Here is a 21,515-nt window from a genome sequence, read left to right on the forward strand (position 1 = left end):
ATAAAATCATTACCGATATAAGACTGTCGTCGTTATATCTGATTTTATGTTCAATAGCAAAGCTATACGTGATTTACAGTACGATTTTCAACAAAAATTGAAGTAGGAAATTAAGCTATCCATTTATAAGGCGTAAATCACTTGAACATAAAATCATTACCGATATAAGACTGTCGTCGTTATATCTGATTTTATGTTCAATAGCAAAGCTATACGTGATTTACTTAGGTTGCCCTATAATTAATATTATGTTAAATAGAAAATTCCAACTAAAAGAGACCATTCTTTCAAACAGTCTCTTCTATTCATATCCTAACAGCTACTCCTTCTTATCCTCTGAATTGTTCGAACTAAACAAATCCCAAGTTACCTCTCTAGCAGGTTTATCTTTTATTGGCCGTCTAGACAAACTTCTTTTTCGAGGCGCTGGTTTTGGCTTTTCCTCTATTGGTGGTAAAATGTCTGTGATACTGACAGCAGAGTCTTTATTATCCTTAATTGAATCAGAATTTGATATTTCTTTCTTCTTTGAAGAATTTTCCAAATTATCTGATGTTTCAATTTTATTTTCATTAACAGACTTAGCTTTCAATTTTTTAGGCGAATTCTTCTTTTCTGGAACTGGTTTTTCTTTCACAGCGTCAGATTTAGGTGAATCGCCTTTTGGTTGGCCATCATCCCCACCATTGTTATCATCGTCACCATCATTTGGATGGTCATCTCCATTTTCACCATCGTCAGGATTTTGATCCTCATCATCCGGTTCTTCTTCATCAGGCCAAGGCGTGTCACCTCCAATTGGATGCGTAAGAATAATCTCTTTAGTCTTAAGTTTTTCCAACTGATTACCAATGGATTTCATCCCTTTTACGTCAATAAACTCATCCAAACGAACCTTTCTGTCAGGTAAACTTTTCGTTGCTTTCAATAACTTATTGTAAACAATAGAAACTTCTGGTTCATAAGCTGTTGTAACAACATTTAATTCAACCCCCTCTACCTCAGGCAAGAAAGGAACCCTGCGGTCGGTTGTTATTTCACAAACAAATCGCTTCGCATAGTGAATTTCTTTTTCAGGATCATAATACACCGCAGAAATTGCATGTTCAGGATTCCATTTTTCAATGTGAATCATATCGTCTTCGAAATGTGTCGTTAAATCAAAATTAGACAAGCGATATTCACCATTTTTATACAGGGTTAAAATCTTATCCTCTCCTCTAAATTGTCCAAGGAATTTTCCTCTTTGATCATCATTTAATCGTCCTACAATATCGTCAAACCAAATTTTACGTGCAGCCAATGTTGAACCTCCAACCTCTTTTTGAACCACCTTCGAAATAGGCTCTTTACTTACGATATTCCCTTTGGCCGATCGACTTTTAATCAATTGTTCACCTAAATCTACATCAAGCTTAAGCTTCTTTAAGTGCGTTCTGGCTTTTAAGTGAATCGTCACCACTTCCCTTTCACCATTTGGATGAGCAGAGAAATAGTGCAATTTAGATCCTTTTTTCCCTGTCGTTAAATCATACTCCTTATCTCTGGTAATAGAATTCACAAAGAATCGCTTCATGTAAGAGTTTCCTGACTTACCGTCTTTGTAGATCACATGATAAATTTTTCGCTTATCCCCTCTTTTCCACACCGCAGCATGAATAATTCCTTTTCCTACGAATTTTTTATCGGCCACTTTGGTGACCATCATTTTACCAGAATCAAAGAAGACAATCACATCGTCAATTTCAGAGCAATCCTCAACATATTCAGCCTTTCTTAACTTGTAACCAATAAATCCTTCTTTGTAATCTACATAGAGCTTTTCATTAGCAATAATTACTTTAGAAGCATTAATATTGTCGAAAATTCTGATTTCTGTTCTTCTTTCTTTTCCTTCTCCAAATCGTTTTTTAAGGTCTTTAAAGTAATCCACAGAAAATTCAATAATATTTTCAATGTTATAAATTACCTGAGCCAATTCATCTTCAATTTTTTGAATGATTTCATCAGCTTTAAACTTATCAAACTTAGAGATACGTTTAATCCTTATTTCTGTTAAACGAATGATATCATCACGTGTCACCTCACGTTTCAAATGCTTAATAAATGGCTTTAATCCATTGTCAATGGCGCTGATTACACCTTCCCAGGTTTCCTCTTCCTCAATGAGACTGTAAACTTTATTTTCAATAAAAATTCTCTCCAGAGAACTGAAGTGCCACTGTTCTTCGAGTTCATTCTTTCTGATTTCTAATTCCAGTTTCAGTAAACGAACAGTATTGTCAGTATTGTTTTTGAGGATTTCACTCATCCCCAAGAAACGAGGAGTTTCTTTATCAATTACTGTAGAGTTAGGAGAAATAGATACTTCACAATCAGTAAAAGCATAAAGCGCATCAATCAGTTTATCTGGCGAAACATTGCTCGCTAAATGAATTAATATTTCTGCCTCAGCAGCTGTATTATCATCAATTCTACGGATTTTAATCTTCCCTTTTTCATTGGCACGAAGAATAGAATCAATTAAAGATGATGTGGTTGTTCCAAAGGGAATTTCTGTTATACTTAATGTTTTGTTGTCAACCTTATTGATTTTTGCACGTACCCTGACTTTACCTCCACGAAGTCCATCATTGTAGTTAGAAAAATCAGCCATCCCTCCTGTTAAGAAGTCCGGAAAAATCTCGACTTTTTTTCCTCTCAGGTGATTGATTGAATTGTCAATTAATTCAATAAAGTTATGCGGTAAAATCTTACAAGCCAATCCCACAGCAATTCCTTCAGCACCTTGAGCCAAAAGCAAAGGGAATTTCATTGGAAGATCTTCCGGTTCTTTGTTACGTCCATCATAACTAGTAAGCCATTCTGTAGTTTTTGCATTGAAAGCCACATGAAGCGCAAACTTAGAAAGACGTGCCTCGATATATCGCGGAGCTGCTGCCCCATCGCCCGTGAGGGTGTTCCCCCAGTTACCTTGCATATCGATCAAAAGTTCTTTCTGTCCCAATTGAACCAGTGCATCTCCAATCGAAGCATCTCCATGCGGGTGATACTTCATCGTGTTCCCTATGATATTAGCCACTTTGTTGTAACGGCCGTCCTCCATTTCTTTCATCGAATGCAGTATACGACGCTGAACAGGCTTCATACCATCTTTTAAACCAGGAACTGCACGTTCCAAGATTACATAAGAAGCATAATCTAAAAACCAGTTTTCATAGAGCCCATCTAAAGAAATGATGTTCTCATCTACCTTCTTTACACCATTTACATCCTTTTTCTCATCATTTTCTGAATCGGGAATGTTTTTTTCCTCCTCCTCATGATTTTTGTCTTCTGCCATAGTTTAAGATGCTTTTTCTATTTTTTCTTTCTCTTCCTTTGCAGATTCTTCCAGTTCTGCTTTGATGTCTTTTTCTACCCTTAAGTTTTCAATAATGAACTCTTGTCGGTTAGGAGTGTTTTTCCCCATATAGAACGAAAGTACATCTTCAATTGAAGAGTTTTTACTCAACATTACTGGTTCTAATCGAATATCTTCACCAATAAAGTATTTGAATTCATCTGGAGAAATCTCCCCTAATCCTTTAAATCGCGTAATCTCTGCGGTTTTACCTAGTTCCTCTAAAGCCTCTTTTCGCTCATCTTCGGAATAACAATACCTTGTTTTCTTCTTGTTTCTCACCCTAAATAATGGTGTTTGTAAAACGTACACATGATTCCTTTTAACTAAATCAGGGAAGAAACGCAAGAAGAAAGTCAATAGTAACATACGAATATGCATACCATCAACATCGGCATCCGTTGCGATTACAATTTTATTGTACCTCAAATCATCCATATCGTCCTCAATGTCTAAGGCCGCTTGAATAAGGTTAAATTCTTCGTTTTCGTAAACCACCTTTTTTGTTAATCCATAAGTATTCAAAGGTTTACCACGCAAACTAAATACAGCTTGGGTATTTACATCTCTTGACTTAGTTATCGAACCAGATGCAGAATCCCCCTCGGTAATAAATAAGGTAGTTTCATCACGTCGTTCGTTCTTCAAGTCTGTCAAATGAACACGGCAATCACGTAATTTCTTATTGTGTAAACTCGATTTTTTAGCACGTTCTCGTGCAATCTTACGAATTCCCGAAAGCTCCTTACGTTCTTTTTCAGATTGTTTAATTTTTTTCTCTAGGATTTCTGCTGTTTCTACATTCTTATGGAGGTAGTTATCCAGCTTTGTTTTTAAGAAATCATTGATAAAAGCACGCATTGACTTTCCTCCTGCCTCGACTTCTTGCGATCCTAACTTCGTTTTTGTTTGCGATTCGAAAATCGGTTCCATCACTTTTACGGAAACTGCTGCAACAATAGACTGACGAATATCTGAAGCTTCGTAGTTTTTATTGTAAAAATCTTTAATCACTCGCGCTACAGACTCCCTAAAAGCACTATGGTGAGTCCCCCCTTGTGTAGTGTGTTGACCATTAACGAAGGAGTAATAATCCTCCCCATAAGTTCGTCCATGGGTAAAAGCCACCTCGATGTCCTCCCCTTCCAAATGAATAATCGGATATAAAGGATCACCATCTTGATTGTTTTCCAATAAATCTTTAAGACCGTTTTTAGATTGAAATTTCTCACCATTGAAATAAATAGCTAGACCTCTGTTTAAGTAACAGTAATTCCAAATCATTTTTTCGATATAAGGAACTTTAAAAGCAAACTTCTTAAATATCTGTTCGTCTGGATAAAACTCAACAAAGGTTCCATTGCGTTCATCGGTCTTAACGATTTTTGGGTCATCCACTAAAACACCGCGTTCAAACGTAGCACTTTTCTTCTCTCCATCACGCACAGAATAAACCATAAAATGACTACTCAAAGCGTTAACAGCTTTAGTACCCACCCCGTTTAATCCAACTGACTTCTTAAAGGCTTTCGAATCGTATTTTCCTCCGGTGTTGATTTTAGAGACAACATCTACCACTTTACCCAAAGGAATACCACGCCCATAATCACGAATAGAAACTTTTCCATCCTTAGCTTTGATATCAATGCGCTTTCCATTTCCCATCACAAACTCATCGATACAGTTATCGATGACCTCTTTCATGAGAATATAAATTCCATCATCAGCGGAAGCTCCGTCACCCAGCTTTCCAATATACATCCCCGGACGCAAGCGAATATGCTCCTTCCAATCGAGTGAACGTATATTGTCTTCTGTATAATTATTTTCTTCAGCCATGTTTAAATGTGGTTTTTACGTATCAAAACAAATATACTATCTATTTCTTAGTAAATTAGACCATATACATGAAGGTTATTCACGATGCATAGTTAATAGAAATATTTGTTTGATTTTTCAGTTTTAATGGCCTAATATACGAATAATTTTCAGACTTTATGACTAAATTCTAGACGCTTCAATTAAATTAAACCATTACTTTAAGTAAAGCTAATCTCCTCTTTATTTATCAATCTTATATTCAATTGACTTTATTTATAAACTATCGGTAACTCCTAAAAAAACAAATTGTCTCTGCTCAACAAAAAGAGTATGAATTACACTTATAATTGAAGACCTTTGAACAGCACTAATTCCACTAATTGTAATTACCCTATAATTAATAATCAACATAAATCCCCCATTTAATCGTGAATATCCACCTTAAACTCATGATTCCTCGACAAAAAATCAACATTTACTATGCACACATAAAAACATTTATTAAATTAGCTACATGAACAATACTGAAATAAAAGCACCATTAAGCGAGATGCTCAACATCCGCTACCCTATTATCATCGCCCCAATGTTTTTGGTATCCAATACAAAGATGATTATCGCTGGAATTAAAGCAGGAGCTACAGCAGCTGTTCCTGCAATGAATTATCGAACAACTGATGAATTAAGGTCAGCCATTCAAGAGATTAAAAAAGAAGCTGGCGGTCCTTTTGGAATTAACTTAATTGTGAACAAGAGTAACTTCACTTACAAAGAACAATTGGCTGTGATTTGTGAAGAAAAAGTTGATTTCATCATCACGAGTCTTGGTTCGCCAGAAGAAACCATAAAACAAGCCCATAAAAACGGGATTAAAGTTTTTTGTGATGTCACCAACTTAAAGTATGCAAAGAAAGTGGAGTCTTTAGGAGCGGATGCTTTAATTGCCGTAAATAAAGAAGCAGGTGGACACGCAGGAAAAGTATCCATAAAGGATTTAGTTCCCAAATTGAAGAAGCACTGTAAAATACCTGTTATTTCAGCGGGTGGAGTTGGAAATGGTTACGAAATGAAAGCCATAAAAGACCTTGGAGCTGATGGTTTTTCAATTGGATCTATTTTTATTGCTACAGATGAGTCCGATGTAAGCGAAGAATACAAACAAGCATGTGTTGACTATGGGAAGGATGACATTGTGATGACTTCTAAACTATCAGGAACTCCTTGTACCGTTATTAAAACTCCTTATGTTGAGAAAATTGGAACAGAACAAAATTGGTTAGAAATAATTCTCAACAAAAACCGTAGGTTAAAGAAATGGTTTAAGGCATTTACTTTTGTGCGTGGAATGAAACGTCTACAGAAAGCAGCATTTAGTGCTACTTACAAAACCTTATGGTGTGCCGGACCAACTATTGAACATGTAAAAACCGTTCGTCCTATTAAAGATATTATTGACCAACTTGTAACTGAATTCCATGAAGCAAAGTAAAATTTCATTGAAGAAAATGCGTCGTTTATTGTGGTTAATGGGAATGTTTAAAATCCCTATGATTGCATTTACAAGACCAAAACTAATGTTACTGGACGACAATAGTTCACAAGTCCGCATCAAATTGAGACGACGAACTAAAAACCACTTAAAATCAATGTACTTTGGGAGTTTAGCCGTTGGTGCAGATATCGCCGCTGGACTACATGCTTTTTATTTCGCTGAGGAATCTGGTGTTAAAGTTTCATTTGCTTTCAAAGCAGTTAAGGCTGAATTTCTAAAACGAGCAACATCTGATGTTTACTTTAACTCTGATGAAGGTCAAAAGGTGAAAAAGGTCTTCGATGAAGCGATGTCGACCAAAGAACGCATAAATAAATGGATAAAAGTGGAAGCTAAAAACACAGATGGAGAAATTGTTGCTATTTTTGATATGGAAATATCTGTAAAAGTAAAATCATGAAAAAATTGTTTTTAGTACTCCCTATTTTTTTCTTTGCCTGTTCTGGTCCAAAAGATATGGAAGCAGCAAAGAAAGAAGTGACCTACGAAGAAATTAAAGACAACAAAGAAAACTTGGAAGACCAATACACTTGCAACATAGAAATCATAAACAATTTAATGCCTTCACCAGAACCTAGAAAGTATATGTATGCCATCGTTACTCTTCTTCCTCATGAAGGAAAACTCGAGCAGAACTGGAAACTTTCATCTTTTCAAATTGACGGACAAGATTATTCTGTCTTTGATGAAACCACTTTCAGCAGTAAAGATCTTTTGATCTATCGCAACACCGTTAGAGAGATTCCAAAAGGAATCAAAGCCCCTTTATCGGCAAAAGTGCAATTTGAAAATGAGCAAGGAACAAAGCTGACCTATCACATGGAGATTTTAAAGGTGTTTGATGTCCATTAAATGATCATGATGTATTTGAATTTGCAAAGGGAGTATCTTGAATACTCTCTTTTTATATTAAAAACACACCTTCTTCCCTATTCCTACAAACATTTCCTATTTTTGAACTAAAATTGAAAATAGGTCAAGATGAAATTTAAAGGAACATCAAATTACATTGCTTCACACGATTTATCCGTAGCGGTAAATGCTGCAATTACACTAGAAAAACCCTTATTGATTAAAGGTGAACCAGGAACTGGAAAAACCTTGTTGGCCCACGAAATTGCAAAAGCCTTAGACAAACCTTTATATACTTGGCACATTAAATCAACTACGACAGCCCAACAAGGACTTTACGAATACGATGCTGTTTCTCGTTTGCGTGATTCGCAACTAGGGAATGACAAAGTAGACGACATTGCAAATTACATCAACAAAGGAAAATTATGGCAAGCTTTTGAAGCAGACCAAAGGGTGATACTGCTCATTGATGAAATTGACAAGGCTGACATAGAGTTTCCAAACGATTTACTGTTAGAATTAGATAAAATGCAGTTCTTCTGTTATGAAACAGGTGAAGAAATTATTGCTAAACACAGACCCATCATCATTATCACTTCCAACAATGAGAAGGAGTTACCGGATGCTTTCCTGCGCCGCTGCTTCTTCCACTATATTTCCTTCCCAGACCGAGAAACATTGAAAGAGATTGTGGCTGTTCATTATCCTGATTTGGAAGAACAATTGATTGAAAGCGCTATGCAATTGTTTTATGCTATTCGAAATCAACGCAACATTAAAAAGAAGCCTTCAACGAGTGAATTAATAGATTGGATAAAATTACTGCTGGTTGGAAAAATTAATGCGCAAGAACTGGATGATGTTATGGCAGGAAAAGGCAATACTCCATATTTGGGCGCTTTACTGAAAAATGAGCACGACAAGGCGTTGATTCGTTAAAACTAGAAAACTATGTTTTTAGACTTTTTTTTACTGCTCAAAGAGAAAGGACTTCCGGTGAGTCTGCGCGAGTATTTGGATCTTTTGGCCGCATTAGAAGCAAATGTTCCAGAATACAATGTCGAGCATTTTTATTTTCTTTCTCGCACTATTTTAGTAAAAAACGAAGAACACCTAGATTTATTCGATCAAGTTTTTAGCGTTTTCTTCAAAGGAATAGAACAAATTCAATCTTCTGATATTATAAATCTGCCTGAAGATTGGTTACGAAAAAATGGAGAGCGCTTGTTTTCTAGAGAAGAACTAGAGAAAATTAAAAGTCAGGGCGATTTAGAAAGTCTACTCGACCGTATGGCAGAATTGCTCAAAGAACAGAAAGAACGTCACCAAGGTGGGAATAAATGGATAGGTACAGGAGGAACTTCTCCTTTTGGTGCTTATGGCTATAATCCTGAAGGTTTTCGCATAGGTCAGGATGAAAGTCGACATAGAAAAGCGATAAAAGTTTGGGATAAACGAAGTTTTAAAGACTTGAGTCAGGACGAGGAGCTCGAAACCCGAAACATGAAAATGGCCTTACGGAAGTTGAGAATTTTGAGTCGTGAAGGAAGACAAGAAGAAATTGATTTAAACAAAACGATTAGAAGTACAGCCAAGAACAGTGGAATGCTTGAAATAGAAATGGTTCCTTCAAAAAAGAACGTAGTGAAAGTATTGCTGCTTTTCGACATTGGAGGTTCTATGGATGACCACATTGATTTATGTTCGCAATTATTTTCGGCTGCTAAATATGAATTCAAACACTTAGAGTTTTTCTACTTTCACAATTGTCTTTACGAAAATGTGTGGAAGCAAAATGAACGTCGTTGGGAAGAAAAAATACCGACGGAGACAATTTTTAATACATTTAATGATGATTACCGCGTTGTTTATGTTGGAGACGCTTCTATGTCACCTTACGAAATAATTGCTCCAAGCGGAAGCGTTGAACATTACAACGAAGAACCAGGTCAGGTTTGGTTACAAAGAATGATTGAGCACTTCCCCTACTTTGTTTGGTTGAATCCTGTAGCCAAATCCGAATGGAAATATACGCAGTCCATTGGAATGATTCAAAACATCATGAAAAACAGGATGTTCCCATTGACGATAAGAGGAATTGAAGCAGCGGTTGAAGTGTTGAAACATAAAGCGAAGTGATGCGGGGATGCGCAGACAAAAAACAATGATTTCCACGTTAACAATTATTCTTACTTAATACGCTCCCGAATACCTCCTGATCACCCATTCTGTTGTGAACAGTGCAACAATCACTAATAATAACCAGATATAATCGATGAGCTTATTATAAGTACTCGACTCATACGCAACCGGAACGATGTCCTTCCGTTGATCGATATCATCTAAAATCGACGAGTAATCTGACAACAATGCAAACCTACCATTGTTGTTTTCCGCCATTTGCATGAGCAATTGATGGTTTGCTTTCGTGGCTTGTTTTTCTAATGCCAAATCTTTAACACCAAACGTTCCTTCTTTCGAAAAGGATTGATTGTTGTAATTTGTGGAAGCCCTCCAAGTGTATCTTCCTGCTGGTAATTGTCCTAAGTTTAATTGGTATTCATTTTCCAAAGCTAAAAAAGCATAATCAAAAGATTCTCCATTCGGTTGAATTAATTCAAAATCAATGGTGGGTTCTGTTATTGGCTCGTAACTTTCGTTAAAAAATGAAGCGTTGATAATGTATTCTTCATCACTACTAGCGATTGAAGGTAAAGTGATCCTTAACCGAGAAGTATTATCTTTCAAAATAAGGTATTGGACAGATTTTCGAATCAACTCGTTGAAACTGGTATGTGATTGATTGAGTTGATAGTCTGCCAATTTCCAACTCCACAATCCACTACCATAAGTCACTGCAAACTTTATTTTTCTTCTGCTTCCAAAGTAAAACAATGGGTCTTGCTTGTTTATTGCTCCTACCCTTTGAAATGCTAAAATAGAACCTATGTTACTGTACTTCACTTTTCCATAATGTGCTTTTAATGGCGGGAAGTTATCAATGGTTTTTCTTGCTTCTGGGGAAAGTTTAAAAAGGTTGAATCCTTGGTTAAAAGCAGCGCTAACATTATCCATTTGTCCAGTGGTGTTGATGTTCGCCATTAATTCAAGTCTAGATATAGTTGATCTTGATGTTTGAGGCGTAATGATGTACCACATAGGTTTTCCGGCGTTAACTACACGTTCAAAACCTTGATTGTCTTTACTTACTCCTGGGTTATGCCAAATGATTAAGTCATAAGCATCGAGTTCCTGAGGAAGCTCTGACATCGCAACAGTTGTAAGCTCAAGGTTGTTTTCCTTGTACAATGCGCTTTTAATGGCTCCAGCGTCTGGGTTCAATGACTCGGCCACCAACAACACTTTACTGCGGTCATCTAAAACCTCAACGTAAAAAGTTTTCGTGTTGTTGTCTAGATTAAACTCGTTTGGTAAAGCATTAATTTTCACCGTATATTCATGCATACCAATGGATTTTGCATCCAGTAAAAAGTCTGTTTTCACTAGACTATACTCCTCTTGTGAATGACTTAATGTTTTACTTTCAATCAGTTTTCCATCTTTCAATAACTGTAATTCAATGGATTGATTGGGTGTTTTATTTCCTTCTATGCCTACTTCTACAGGGAATTTATTTCCTAAGAATGCAATTTCATTGGCGACTATTGATTTAACAAGGTGATCAACTTTTTGAATGGTATCTCCTACAGTGAGGGTATAAATTGGTGTTTTTTTGAATTTTTCAGCAATAACAAGAGGAGTTGTTCCCGCATTAAAGTTCCCATCAGAAAGTAAAACAACAGCTCCAATATTCCGTCCGTAGTAATTATCATACACACGATTTAAGGCTTTTCCTATATCTGTTTTACTATTTTTAAACCGTAGTGAATCAACTGTTTTAACAGGCTCATTTAAATTAAAGATTAAATGATTATATTTTAAATCAAACTTTGCATTTACTGCATTAAGATAAGCTTTGGTTAAATCTTCTACTGAATTACTATCTGCATAATTTAACATGGATTGCGAATCATCCACAATGGTAATTACCATAGGTTGATCGACTTCACTTTCAATTCCTTTAATTAAAATTCCCAATAACAACAGGCCTAAAAGAAAAAGGCCCAAACTACGCAGACTGATCAGAACAAACCTTCTAAACCTCGAAATTTCTTTGACCCAAGATTTTCTTCGGTATAACAACAAAGACAGAGCAACAACAATTACAGCCCAAACAATGAGCGTCCACAATGGAATGTCGCTAAAATACGCTGTCATTTCTATTGGTTCAAGAATTAATTAAGTTGATCTTCTGCAAGTTCCCCTTTTCCTTCTAAATACTCTGTCAAGTATTCAAAATATGGCGATAATTCACCTTCTTTGGTTGTTTCCGATCCCCTTGCAATAATATCATCAGGGTCTTCTCCAAATAAAGCAGGAAGAACATATTTGATCAGTTCATTTCCAAAATCTTGAGAAGCGTCTTTGGGTAGTTCACAAGGAAGGTTATCCACAGCCATCACAGCTATTGCACCTTGTTGTTCAAAATCAACCTCTTGCTCTGTGTGAGGATCATATCCATAAATGGGATCTGTGATTGTACTTGGACGAATTGTAGAAGCCACAGGGCCGTCGATATCACATGAAATATCAGCAACAACCGAAAGTCTTAAGTCATCCGCTTTCAGATCTTCACGTGTAAACAAGAATGGAGAACCCGTTTCCCAGTAATGACAAGCAATAAATAAATCAGCTGCTTTTAGATATTTTTGGAAAGTTGAGTGATGTCCCGCAGGATCAGCATAAAAAACATCACGGTCGAAAGGTTTTCCATCGTCTCTTGCAGTGTAATCAGAGGTAGCCAAATGAGTAAATACTGGACCGTCGAAATTGTCTTCAATAAATTCTTCAGGGCTAACTTCAGTAATTGGTAATTTATTAATGATTTCTAGTGCTCCATGTCCTACACGTCCAAAGCCGGTCATAACAATCTTTGTATCTTTGAGTAAGCTTACTTTAGAAAGTTCACCTTCCATTTCAACCCTGTCTTCACATTGATGTGCTGGTTTTAAGTTGTATAATGAATGTTTTAGTCCATAGGTTAAAAAGGCATTGTAACAGCCGACAATTCCAGCATAACGCCCAAATCCGATAATACGATTTCCTTTTTTATTCTTTAAAACTTCGTAGTCTGTCAGTTGTATTTTATTTTCAATAACCGCTTGTAATAATTTTCTATTGTACGGTTGTTCTTTTATAGTATGCGAAAAGAAGAAAAAGTGTTTATTCGGAATTAAATCTTCGATATTCACTTCTTTTACCCCCATGATGATATCACAATCGCTGATATCCTCCACAACGTCTATGCCTAAAGCTGAATATTCTTCATCTTTAAATGCACGTACAGGACTTTTTTGAACTTTAATTTCAATGTTAGGGTATTCCTCTAAAACACGTAGACATTGTGTTGGTGTTAACGGCACACGCTCATCAGATGGAACCTTGCCTTCCTTTATGATACCAAGTTTTTTTTGCATAAATAATCGAGTTTTTACAAAAATAGCACAATTAAGTGATTTTTTGATGTGATACTTATGAAATCAATACCTCTATTGATAAAGGCTTAAAACATGAATGCTTAATCTGTTATTTCAGCATCTTGAATTTTTTGTTTTAACTCTCTATCTTTCGTGGTTAAATTTCCAAATTTATAAGACAACGTAAGGTACAGTCTTCGTGTTGTCCATTTGTATCTTGTTTCTTGCAACACTGTTCCGTCGTTGACTTCGAAGTAAAATTCTTTTTGGTCAAAAATATCAGAAACCCTTAATCCGATCACCATATTCTTATTCATTAAGGTTCGTGTGAATCCAACATCAATTCCTGGACTGCGCTGATAAAACCCTTGAACTGTATATCGAGGTGCAATATATTGAGCATTGATCTGAATTGAAGTGGTATTGTCAAATAAAGAGAAGGTGGTGTTCAATTTCGCATCCCAACTTACTCCTTTATTGCTTAAGGTTGTCCCATCAACATTTGCAGATAGTCTACTTTCATAGGCATTTACAGAAATCATGTTTCTCCACCATGAAAAAGGGGAATATGTACCTATTAGTTCTACTCCATAATCATAACTTTCATCTACATTGGAAAAGGTAGTTACACTTACCCCGTCGTCATAGAATTGACGTATACGCTGAATTCTGTCTACTGTCTGCTTAAAGTATAATGTACTGGTCAGACTTGCCGACTTCCACATTTTTTCATAACCTAACTCAAAAGAATTGATGTATTCTGGTTCAAGGTCTGGATTTCCTCTCATCAAGTTAAGTGGATCGCTGTACACAGGAAAAGGATTAAGAGAACGTGTGCTTGGACGGTTTATTCTTCGGCTATAATTTGCGAAAATCTCGCCATTGTCTTTATCTCCATAAACCAAATGAACAGATGGAAAAAAACTAAAGTAATCATTATTAAAAGTTTCGTTAGTGGTTAGCAATCTTGGCTCTGTAAGGGCTTGTTCTAGCCTCACTCCTGCTTGATACTTGAACTTATCTGTAACACTATGGCCCAAGATTCCATAAGCTGAAAAGATATTTTCTGCAAAAGCCAACTCATTGTTCACGTTGTAGTCTGGAATCACAGTGCCAGTTAATGTATCATAATACTCCAAATAATTGGATTCATTCTGGCGGTTAACAATAACTTGAATCCCAGTTTCGTACTTCAACTTGTCATTGATGGCCCTTTCTAAGTCAGCTGATAATGTAAACTTATTATTCCTATTGTCTTGTTCTTGATTTTGAAATCTATAATTGTTACTCATTGGCGAGCCATCGGGTAAATAATAATACTCTTCAAACTCACCCACAGCATCTTCTTGTCCCATAGATTGTGTTGCTGCAATGATTAAATTACCATTTTCATCTTTAAAATCCAGCTTGTAATTGGCATTAAAATCGATTGAATTTCTATTTCTTGGATTGTATACAATTCTGTCCCAACTTTGAAAAAGCTGATTATTATAGGTCAAAGCATTGTCCTGACGACCTTCTCTTATTCGATCGGTATAAGTTCCACTTACTGAAACTCCAATCACTTGGTTTGATTTAATGAAAAAGTCAGCACCAATATTTCCTGTATGCGAACTTCTAAAATCAGTACCCAATCTACTTTGCTTTAAAAACTCAATCGAATCTCCTTTTGTAGATGTTCTTTCATTAAAGTTATTTCTATACCCTTCTCGGTACCTGTAAGAATAATTAGCAAAGAAGTTTATTTTTTCATTGCGAACGTTAAAACCCAAGCTACCACTGTATAAGTTTTCACTTGCGGCTGTTAACTGCAAATTGGTATTAACTCCCCTTAACTTCTTTTTCTTTAAAATAATATTGATGATTCCAGCCGTTCCTTCCGGATTATATTTAGCTGAAGGATTAGTCACCAATTCAATTCGTTCAATAGCACTGGCTGGAATTCCATCTAAAGCTCCATCCCCACTCGATAAAGCACTTTGACGACCATCTATAAGTATGGTCACACTACCACTCCCACGGAGCGAAACGTTCCCATCATTATCCACCTCGACAGACGGAATGTTATTTAATACTTCTGTGAGTCCCCCACCTATGGAAGTCATATCCTCATCTACATTGTACACCCGTTTATCAATACTGGACTCCATCAGCTTTGTTTCACCACGCACTACCACTTCATCAAATTCTTGACTTTTCAACTTATTCAAAGTAACTGTACCGAGGTCTAACTTTCGTTTATCAGCAGAGAAAACCAAGTCATTCATAACTTTGTCTTCAAATCCAAAAAAGGTAATTATGGCATAATACTCACCATAAGCAATACCTTTTATAGAAATCTTCCCCATCAAGTCAGTGTACTCACCAGCAACAACAGAAGAATCTTTTGGCGAAAACAATCTAAAATTAGCGTACTCAATAGCATTATTTTGTTCGTCTACCAACTGAAGAGTAAGTTGCGTTTGAGAAAAAGACAAAAACGATAAAAAGAATATAAAAAAGGTAAGTATAAAACGCATAGAAAAATATTAAGTTGTGAAAGTAATTAATATAGAATGAAAAACTTCAAATTTTAACCATCTGCTAACGAATTAGAAGTTGAAACACACAAACAAGAAAGATGTTTATTCATTCCTCAATTTATCCAACAAGACATTCAAGGCCTTGGCTTCATCAGGAGTCAAATTCTCATTAAAATAAGATTCCTCAAACTGAAGGTCCAATTGCGCCAGAACATCTAATCCTTCCTGGGTAATCTTAACAAAAACCAACCTCCTATCTTCATTTCCACGGATACGTTCAACATATTTTTTGGCAATCAACTTATCAATTAAACGTGTCGTGTTTGGTGACTTTTCCAACATTCTTTCTTTTATCGTTTTAACGCTCAATTTCTCACCTGATCCACGAAGAATTCTTAAAATATTGAACTGAGGAAGTGTCAAGTCGAATGTTTCCAGTTGACTATTGTAATACACTCCAATAAAATTCGATGTATACCTCACATTAATAACCGCTTTGTGGTATTCATTTTTGAAATTAGGAGTTACAATTTCTTCAATTTTTTTCATATCGCCTCAAAGATAACTACCTTGGTAATATATTCAACCTAATTCTATTTAATATTTTTGAATAAAACCAAAGGAAAAGCATAACTAAAATCTAGACAGACTACTTATAGAATATCGCAAATAATAATTAGTTTTATAAAATGAAAAAAACCAAACTTCTGTATTGGATAATCCAATTTATTGCATGGGGAGGATTTTGTATGATGGTAGGCATCGCTTCTGTCCTTCAAGGAGAGTTTTCAGACAGAATTCTCTTTAAACTAGGACAGCTATTCGTACTACTCATTCTTACTTCCCATTCCATTCGTAGTGTGTTTATCTATAGAGATTGGCTAAATTTAAAAGTAGGACTACTCATCCCAAGAGCCTTAGGGTTAATATTTGGACTTTCTACAGTATTAGTGATCATCAACAATACCTCAGGTTATCTATTGTTTAACGAAGAGGTGGCGTCAGGAATGGAGTTTTTAGTTAACATTCTAATGTACTCCATCTTTTTCATCATGTGGACTGCCGTATACCTTACCTATCATTTAATGCAAAAATCAAGATTACAAGAAATTTACAATCTCAAGCTAAAGACCAGTCAAACACAAAACGAATTAAAAACCTTACGAGATCAATTAAACCCACACTTCCTATTCAACTCACTTAACAGCATACGTGCATTAATCGAATTTGACCCAGAAACGGCAAAATCATCCATCACCACCCTCTCTAGCCTACTAAGAAATTCACTACTCTTAGGTAAAAAGTCATACATCACCCTTAAAGAAGAACTTCAATTGGTAAATGAATACCTTGAACTGGAGAAAATTAGGTTTGAAGAGAGGTTGAACTACACCATAGAGAATAAAGTCCCCGATACAATTTACATTCCGCCATTCTTAATACAAAGCATGGCAGAAAATGCAATAAAGCATGGGATTTCTAAATCATCAAAACCAGGTGAGATCAAAATTTGTATATCTATTCACAACGAACAGCTTATTATGGAAGTCATCAACACAGGTGAATATCGAAAAAATGAACATTCAGGAATTGGAATCGCCAACACAAAACGTAGACTTGAAATCATTTATGGTGAAAATGCCGGTTTTGACATTAAAAACATGAACGATAAAGTAAGATCACATATATGGATCAATACAAATCAATTAAAGGACACAATAGAATGAAAGGAATAATCATTGACGACGAAAGACTAGCAAGGCAAGAATTAAGGCACTTATTAAAAAAACACAATGAAGCCATCACAATTGTAGCCGAAGCAAGCAATGGAATTGAAGGAATTAAAGCCATTCAAGAACACTCCCCTGACATTGTTTTTTTAGACATTCAAATGCCAGAAATGGATGGATTTGAAATGCTGAAGCAACTGGATGAAATACCAAAAGTTATTTTCATCTCTGCTTACGATGACTATGCATTAGATGCATTTAAAGTCAATGCATTAGACTACCTCCTTAAACCCGTAGATCCTGCACGTTTAGCCGATACTTTAGAAAAAATAAAAGCAGAAACTGAAAACGAGTTTTTCTCTCCCGTAAGCAACACTAGAGAAGAAAGAAAACTGAACAAAAAAGACAGGGTTTTTATCAAAGATGGAGAAAAATGCTTCTACCCTTACCTAGAGGAAATTCGTTTTTTTGAAAGTCAAGGTAATTATGTTCGTGTATTTTTTAAGGATGAGCGTCCTATGATTTTACGTAGCTTGAACGCTTTAGAGGAAAAACTTTCACCTGAAGATTTTTTTAGGGCCAACCGCAAGTACCTAATTAATATTCATGAAATCGACAGTGTAGAAAATTGGTTTAATGGAGGATTAAAAGTAAAGTTATCGGATGGAACAGAAATTGAAATATCACGAAGACAAGCCATACGATTTAAAGATATTATGTCGATTTAAGGGATAACCCCTCAATATGAATTTTTAACAAAAAATTTGATGATTACCCTGATATTATTGTGTGATCTCAAATCTATAATGTAATTTTGCACCCTACAATTGGAGATTCATATTAGATAATTATGACAAATATATTTATTGCCAACTTAGATTTTGGCATTACATCAGATGACTTAAGAGCGACCTTTTCACAGTTTGGAGAAGTTTCCTATGCCCATGTAGTTTACGACAACAAAACTAAAAAGTCTAAAGGTTATGGTTATGTTGAGATGGAAAATCTTTCAGAGGCAAACGCTGCAATCGGAGCTTTAAATGGAATGGATGTCAATGGAAGAGTGCTAGATGTTAAACTAGCAACCCCCAAAGATAAACGTCCTCAGAACATGAACAAACCAAAGGAAAAAGACCTAGACAAAGAAAGGTTCAAGCCTAAACCTCGCACCCGTGAAGTCAAAGAAGTGAAAACCAGTGAACGTAGAGTCTTAAGACCAAGAAGAAAAAGAACAGGAGAAGATAATGAATAATCCCTCTATCTAATAATATAACAGTAAGCTGAATCGTAGTAATTCAGCTTATTTTTTTGGTTATTATTTTACCGAAGTAATTCTACCTCATAAACAACTCTGGGTGCAACTGTTTATAATGCTCTAATTTACCTTGGATATATACGATGAGCTCATAGTCAGAGGCTGTGCGTAAGAAATGTTCATCTATGTTTAAGAAATTAATGAACGCCGTAAACTGCTCCTCCTCTAAATAAACAACATCATAAGAAACATAAGCACGTAAAAGTTCACGAACAACTTTATCCATATTGTCCTGATGCTCCATTTGAGCAACCAAACGCTTAGATTGGGCTGATTGACTAAACCTTTCGTACAAAGCCGTAATCGGACTCTCTAGAACATTTATCCCTGTAACGGTTCTTGTTTCACGCTGACTTAATGCTTCACGCTCTTCTTTGATTTGCTCCAATGACTTAATCGGATAAACCGTCACCTCTTCAATATTCTGAATGTTTGGACTTAATGTAATCACGGTGTCTATCGTGCAAACTTGCTGCTGTGGAATATCTATAAACTTTTTACTATACCCTTTAACAGAAAAAGCAATTCGATCCCCAGGACGAACATAAACAGAAAACTCACCATTTGGACGGCCAAATACACCTTGTTGCGTGGTGACATTAATCACCATTAAATTATAAAAACTCTGTGGCATCGCTGTGTCTTGAACTCTTCCCTTAAGGTATATCTCTTCACATTGCCCGTAAGCAATAGCTCCAGCTGTAATCAAAACACCTATTAATAGTATCTTTTTCATTGATGTAAATATATATAATTTAAAAGTCCATAGATTCACATTTGTAAAAACAAGTTTGTTGGGCCACATATTTAATTTGTTACTTATGTAAATCACGCAGAGACTCACATTAACTATTGTAAACCTAAGTTTTATCACATTGCAGTTTTGTCTTAAAAAAATCATTATCAAATGTAAACACACCTTCTTTTTTGTTTAGCGAAAAAACTTACGTAATTTTGCGCTTTTAAATAAAAAATATGAAGCGAGTAGTTGTTGGTCTGTCCGGTGGTGTTGATTCTAGTGTTGCTGCCTACCTTTTAAAAGAACAAGGGTATGATGTTATTGGATTGTTCATGAAGAACTGGCATGATGAATCCGTTACGCTCTCCGATGAATGTCCGTGGATTGATGACTCTAACGATGCTTTACTTGTTGCAAATAAACTCGGCATCCCCTTTCAAGTGATTGATTTAAGCAAGGAATACAGAGAACGTATTGTCGAATATATGTTTGATGAATATGCAGCTGGCCGAACTCCCAATCCTGATGTGTTATGCAACAGAGAAATTAAATTCGATGTCTTCTTAGAAAAAGCATTAGAACTCGGTGTTGACTATGTCGCGACAGGACATTATTGTCGTAGAAAGGACAATGAGGATGGGAGTGTTAGTTTACTTGCGGGTCTTGATAAAAATAAGGACCAGTCGTATTTCCTTTGTCAGTTAAATCAGGGACAGCTGGAAAAGGCATTGTTTCCTGTTGGGGATTTGCAAAAGGACGAGGTTAGAAGAATCGCTAAAGAACAAGATTTAATTACCGCGGACAAAAAAGACTCTCAAGGTCTTTGTTTTGTAGGAAAAGTTAGCTTACCTGAGTTTCTACAACAACAACTTAAGGTAAAAAAAGGAAAGGTGATTGAAATTCCAGAAGACCACCCTGCTTTAAGGCAGTATCACCAAACACCTATTAATTTTGATCATATCGACAAGCTCGTTACTCCTATCTTATTCAAACCTGAGGACGGAATTGAGGTTGCAGAACATCAAGGTGCGCACTTTTACACTATCGGTCAGCGCAAGGGATTGCATATTGGTGGTAGACCAAATCCTTCTTTTGTGCTTCAGGTTGATACTGAAAATAATTATGTTTACAGTGGCCAAAAAGATAGTCATCCTGGTTTAAACAAAAGTGCTTTAAAGATGGATAACAAAAGCCTTGTGTTTAACAATGTAAAGAATAGGTTTAAGATAGGTGAAGAGATTAAAACGCTTGTAAGAATCAGGTATAGACAACCTCTTCAAGAGGCGACTGTTTTGACGAAAGATGAATCTACCTTTGTGTTATTTAATCAGCCTCAACGTAGCATTACTCCTGGTCAGTTTTGTGCATTTTACGATCAAAGCGGTGAACTCTTGGGTTCAGGTGTTATCCAGCAATAAACCTTAACTGTTGACATTGAAAATAATGCTTACCTGGAGATAGCAGCAGACGGCCTTTTCAAGGTATTTGAGTCAACAATGGTTTAATGAGAAGCAAGCTCTTCAAATGTCCCATCACTATAAAAGACAATCACTTTCACTACCTTACGCTTACTCTCCTTTGGATCAGGTACTGATGTGTCTGTGTCATTATTTTTTACACTAGATTTGTTATAAGGAGCTTGATCTTCATCATTAAATTGAGCCGAATCCTCTTTTACCTCTATGTCCGCCAGAGGCCTTAACACTTGTTCATCTGTACCCTCAGCAACGCGACCGACTTTCTTCCCCGTTACCAACCAAGCTGCATCAACTTTAGGAAAGGCATTTAATATTTTTTGTATAAAGTCAATACTGGGTTTATTCCTACCGGCTAACACATGAGAAATGCTTGAACGTTGAACGCCAATCTTATCTGCAAAGGAGGCGTTGGTCATTCCATTCATTTTAATTACCATTTGTAATCTTTCGCTTATTGACATTTTTTTGAAGTTTACTACAAATGTAATATTATTTTTGAAATTCAGTTACATAAGTAAATAATATGTTAAAAATACGGTTTAACAATGTAAACTACCAAAACA

General features: G+C 35.9%; 17 protein-coding genes. 9 read left to right on the plus strand and 8 right to left on the minus strand.

Features of this window, described 5'->3' with window-relative positions; translation table 11 throughout:
• Positions 1-319: 319 nt before the first annotated feature.
• Both ACN0U3_RS08690 and ACN0U3_RS08695 read right to left on the minus strand, forming a co-directional pair.
• A complete protein-coding gene (locus ACN0U3_RS08690; protein WP_417265898.1) occupies positions 320-3,343 on the minus strand; it encodes a DNA gyrase/topoisomerase IV subunit A in 3,024 nt (1,007 codons plus the stop codon).
• A 3-nt stretch (positions 3,344-3,346) separates the two neighbouring features.
• Positions 3,347-5,242, minus strand: coding sequence for a DNA topoisomerase IV subunit B (locus ACN0U3_RS08695; RefSeq protein ID WP_417265899.1), 1,896 nt, complete (start codon positions 5,240-5,242; stop codon positions 3,347-3,349).
• A 496-nt stretch (positions 5,243-5,738) separates the two neighbouring features.
• Between ACN0U3_RS08695 and ACN0U3_RS08700 the strand changes: the two genes are divergently transcribed.
• The 5 genes from ACN0U3_RS08700 (at position 5,739) to ACN0U3_RS08720 (ending at position 9,770) form a co-directional block, all read left to right on the plus strand.
• A complete protein-coding gene (locus ACN0U3_RS08700; protein ID WP_417265900.1) occupies positions 5,739-6,713 on the plus strand; it encodes an NAD(P)H-dependent flavin oxidoreductase in 975 nt (324 codons plus the stop codon).
• A complete protein-coding gene (locus tag ACN0U3_RS08705; protein WP_299205965.1) occupies positions 6,700-7,176 on the plus strand; it encodes a DUF4442 domain-containing protein in 477 nt (158 codons plus the stop codon). Before ACN0U3_RS08700 ends, ACN0U3_RS08705 begins: the two co-directional genes overlap by 14 nt.
• A complete protein-coding gene (locus tag ACN0U3_RS08710; RefSeq protein ID WP_417265901.1) occupies positions 7,173-7,628 on the plus strand; it encodes a hypothetical protein in 456 nt (151 codons plus the stop codon). Before ACN0U3_RS08705 ends, ACN0U3_RS08710 begins: the two co-directional genes overlap by 4 nt.
• Before the next feature lie 129 nt (positions 7,629-7,757).
• A complete protein-coding gene (locus ACN0U3_RS08715) occupies positions 7,758-8,570 on the plus strand; it encodes an AAA family ATPase (RefSeq protein WP_417265902.1) in 813 nt (270 codons plus the stop codon).
• A 12-nt stretch (positions 8,571-8,582) separates the two neighbouring features.
• Complete coding sequence (locus ACN0U3_RS08720; RefSeq protein WP_417265903.1) at positions 8,583-9,770, plus strand: vWA domain-containing protein; 1,188 nt, start codon at positions 8,583-8,585, stop codon at positions 9,768-9,770.
• 54 nt (positions 9,771-9,824) lie between these two features.
• On the opposite strand, the gene ACN0U3_RS08725 is transcribed toward ACN0U3_RS08720, so the two are convergent.
• The 4 genes from ACN0U3_RS08725 to ACN0U3_RS08740 all read right to left on the minus strand — a co-directional run bounded on the left by ACN0U3_RS08725 (position 9,825) and on the right by ACN0U3_RS08740 (position 16,239).
• Entirely contained in the window at positions 9,825-11,909 is a 2,085-nt protein-coding gene (locus tag ACN0U3_RS08725; protein WP_417265904.1) for a hypothetical protein, read from the minus strand.
• A gap of 17 nt (positions 11,910-11,926) precedes the next feature.
• The gene (locus ACN0U3_RS08730; protein WP_417265905.1) at positions 11,927-13,168 is read right to left on the minus strand and encodes an NAD(P)-dependent oxidoreductase; all 1,242 of its coding nucleotides are present in this window, start codon (positions 13,166-13,168) and stop codon (positions 11,927-11,929) included.
• A 101-nt stretch (positions 13,169-13,269) separates the two neighbouring features.
• Positions 13,270-15,687, minus strand: coding sequence for a TonB-dependent receptor domain-containing protein (locus tag ACN0U3_RS08735; RefSeq protein WP_417265906.1), 2,418 nt, complete (start codon positions 15,685-15,687; stop codon positions 13,270-13,272).
• Between the two features lie 105 nt (positions 15,688-15,792).
• Positions 15,793-16,239 carry a MarR family winged helix-turn-helix transcriptional regulator gene (locus ACN0U3_RS08740; protein ID WP_417265907.1) on the minus strand — a complete coding sequence of 149 codons (447 nt, stop codon included), beginning with the start codon at positions 16,237-16,239 and terminating at the stop codon, positions 15,793-15,795.
• 140 nt (positions 16,240-16,379) lie between these two features.
• Between ACN0U3_RS08740 and ACN0U3_RS08745 the strand changes: the two genes are divergently transcribed.
• From ACN0U3_RS08745 to ACN0U3_RS08755, 3 genes are all read left to right on the plus strand, one after another.
• Positions 16,380-17,417, plus strand: a complete 1,038-nt coding sequence (locus ACN0U3_RS08745; protein WP_417265908.1) for a sensor histidine kinase — start codon at positions 16,380-16,382, stop codon at positions 17,415-17,417.
• A complete protein-coding gene (locus tag ACN0U3_RS08750) occupies positions 17,414-18,148 on the plus strand; it encodes a LytR/AlgR family response regulator transcription factor (RefSeq protein WP_299205975.1) in 735 nt (244 codons plus the stop codon). The genes ACN0U3_RS08745 and ACN0U3_RS08750 overlap by 4 nt, the downstream gene beginning before the upstream one ends.
• 122 nt (positions 18,149-18,270) lie before the next feature.
• Positions 18,271-18,672, plus strand: coding sequence for an RNA recognition motif domain-containing protein (locus ACN0U3_RS08755; protein WP_417265909.1), 402 nt, complete (start codon positions 18,271-18,273; stop codon positions 18,670-18,672).
• An 82-nt stretch (positions 18,673-18,754) separates the two neighbouring features.
• Here ACN0U3_RS08755 and ACN0U3_RS08760 read toward each other — a convergent pair whose 3' ends face one another.
• Positions 18,755-19,471, minus strand: coding sequence for a hypothetical protein (locus ACN0U3_RS08760; RefSeq protein WP_417265910.1), 717 nt, complete (start codon positions 19,469-19,471; stop codon positions 18,755-18,757).
• Positions 19,472-19,710: 239 nt separating this feature from the next.
• Here ACN0U3_RS08760 and mnmA point away from each other — a divergent pair, with 239 nt between their 5' ends.
• A complete protein-coding gene (mnmA, locus tag ACN0U3_RS08765; protein ID WP_417265911.1) occupies positions 19,711-20,892 on the plus strand; it encodes a tRNA 2-thiouridine(34) synthase MnmA in 1,182 nt (393 codons plus the stop codon).
• 83 nt (positions 20,893-20,975) lie between these two features.
• Here the strand turns inward: mnmA and ACN0U3_RS08770 are convergent, their stop codons facing one another.
• Positions 20,976-21,413, minus strand: a complete 438-nt coding sequence (locus tag ACN0U3_RS08770) for a helix-turn-helix domain-containing protein (RefSeq protein ID WP_417265912.1) — start codon at positions 21,411-21,413, stop codon at positions 20,976-20,978.
• Between the last annotated feature and the right edge of the window lie 102 nt (positions 21,414-21,515).

The organism is Brumimicrobium sp. (assembly GCF_048268645.1).
Lineage (GTDB): Bacteria > Bacteroidota > Bacteroidia > Flavobacteriales_D > Crocinitomicaceae > Brumimicrobium > Brumimicrobium ulvae.

Excerpts from the sequence above, each read along its gene's own strand:
- ACN0U3_RS08730 (WP_417265905.1), bottom strand. The coding sequence starts at position 13,168 with ATGCAAAAAAAACTTGGTATCATAAAGGAAGGCAAGGTTCCATCTGAT.
- ACN0U3_RS08760 (WP_417265910.1), bottom strand. The coding sequence starts at position 19,471 with ATGAAAAAGATACTATTAATAGGTGTTTTGATTACAGCTGGAGCTATT.
- ACN0U3_RS08750 (WP_299205975.1), top strand. The coding sequence starts at position 17,414 with ATGAAAGGAATAATCATTGACGACGAAAGACTAGCAAGGCAAGAATTA.
- mnmA (WP_417265911.1), top strand. The coding sequence starts at position 19,711 with ATGAAGCGAGTAGTTGTTGGTCTGTCCGGTGGTGTTGATTCTAGTGTT.
- ACN0U3_RS08705 (WP_299205965.1), top strand. The coding sequence starts at position 6,700 with ATGAAGCAAAGTAAAATTTCATTGAAGAAAATGCGTCGTTTATTGTGG.
- ACN0U3_RS08715 (WP_417265902.1), top strand. The coding sequence starts at position 7,758 with ATGAAATTTAAAGGAACATCAAATTACATTGCTTCACACGATTTATCC.
- ACN0U3_RS08770 (WP_417265912.1), bottom strand. The coding sequence starts at position 21,413 with ATGTCAATAAGCGAAAGATTACAAATGGTAATTAAAATGAATGGAATG.
- ACN0U3_RS08745 (WP_417265908.1), top strand. The coding sequence starts at position 16,380 with ATGAAAAAAACCAAACTTCTGTATTGGATAATCCAATTTATTGCATGG.
- ACN0U3_RS08725 (WP_417265904.1), bottom strand. The coding sequence starts at position 11,909 with ATGACAGCGTATTTTAGCGACATTCCATTGTGGACGCTCATTGTTTGG.
- ACN0U3_RS08755 (WP_417265909.1), top strand. The coding sequence starts at position 18,271 with ATGACAAATATATTTATTGCCAACTTAGATTTTGGCATTACATCAGAT.
- ACN0U3_RS08720 (WP_417265903.1), top strand. The coding sequence starts at position 8,583 with ATGTTTTTAGACTTTTTTTTACTGCTCAAAGAGAAAGGACTTCCGGTG.
- ACN0U3_RS08690 (WP_417265898.1), bottom strand. The coding sequence starts at position 3,343 with ATGGCAGAAGACAAAAATCATGAGGAGGAGGAAAAAAACATTCCCGAT.
- ACN0U3_RS08735 (WP_417265906.1), bottom strand. The coding sequence starts at position 15,687 with ATGCGTTTTATACTTACCTTTTTTATATTCTTTTTATCGTTTTTGTCT.
- ACN0U3_RS08695 (WP_417265899.1), bottom strand. The coding sequence starts at position 5,242 with ATGGCTGAAGAAAATAATTATACAGAAGACAATATACGTTCACTCGAT.
- ACN0U3_RS08700 (WP_417265900.1), top strand. The coding sequence starts at position 5,739 with ATGAACAATACTGAAATAAAAGCACCATTAAGCGAGATGCTCAACATC.
- ACN0U3_RS08710 (WP_417265901.1), top strand. The coding sequence starts at position 7,173 with ATGAAAAAATTGTTTTTAGTACTCCCTATTTTTTTCTTTGCCTGTTCT.
- ACN0U3_RS08740 (WP_417265907.1), bottom strand. The coding sequence starts at position 16,239 with ATGAAAAAAATTGAAGAAATTGTAACTCCTAATTTCAAAAATGAATAC.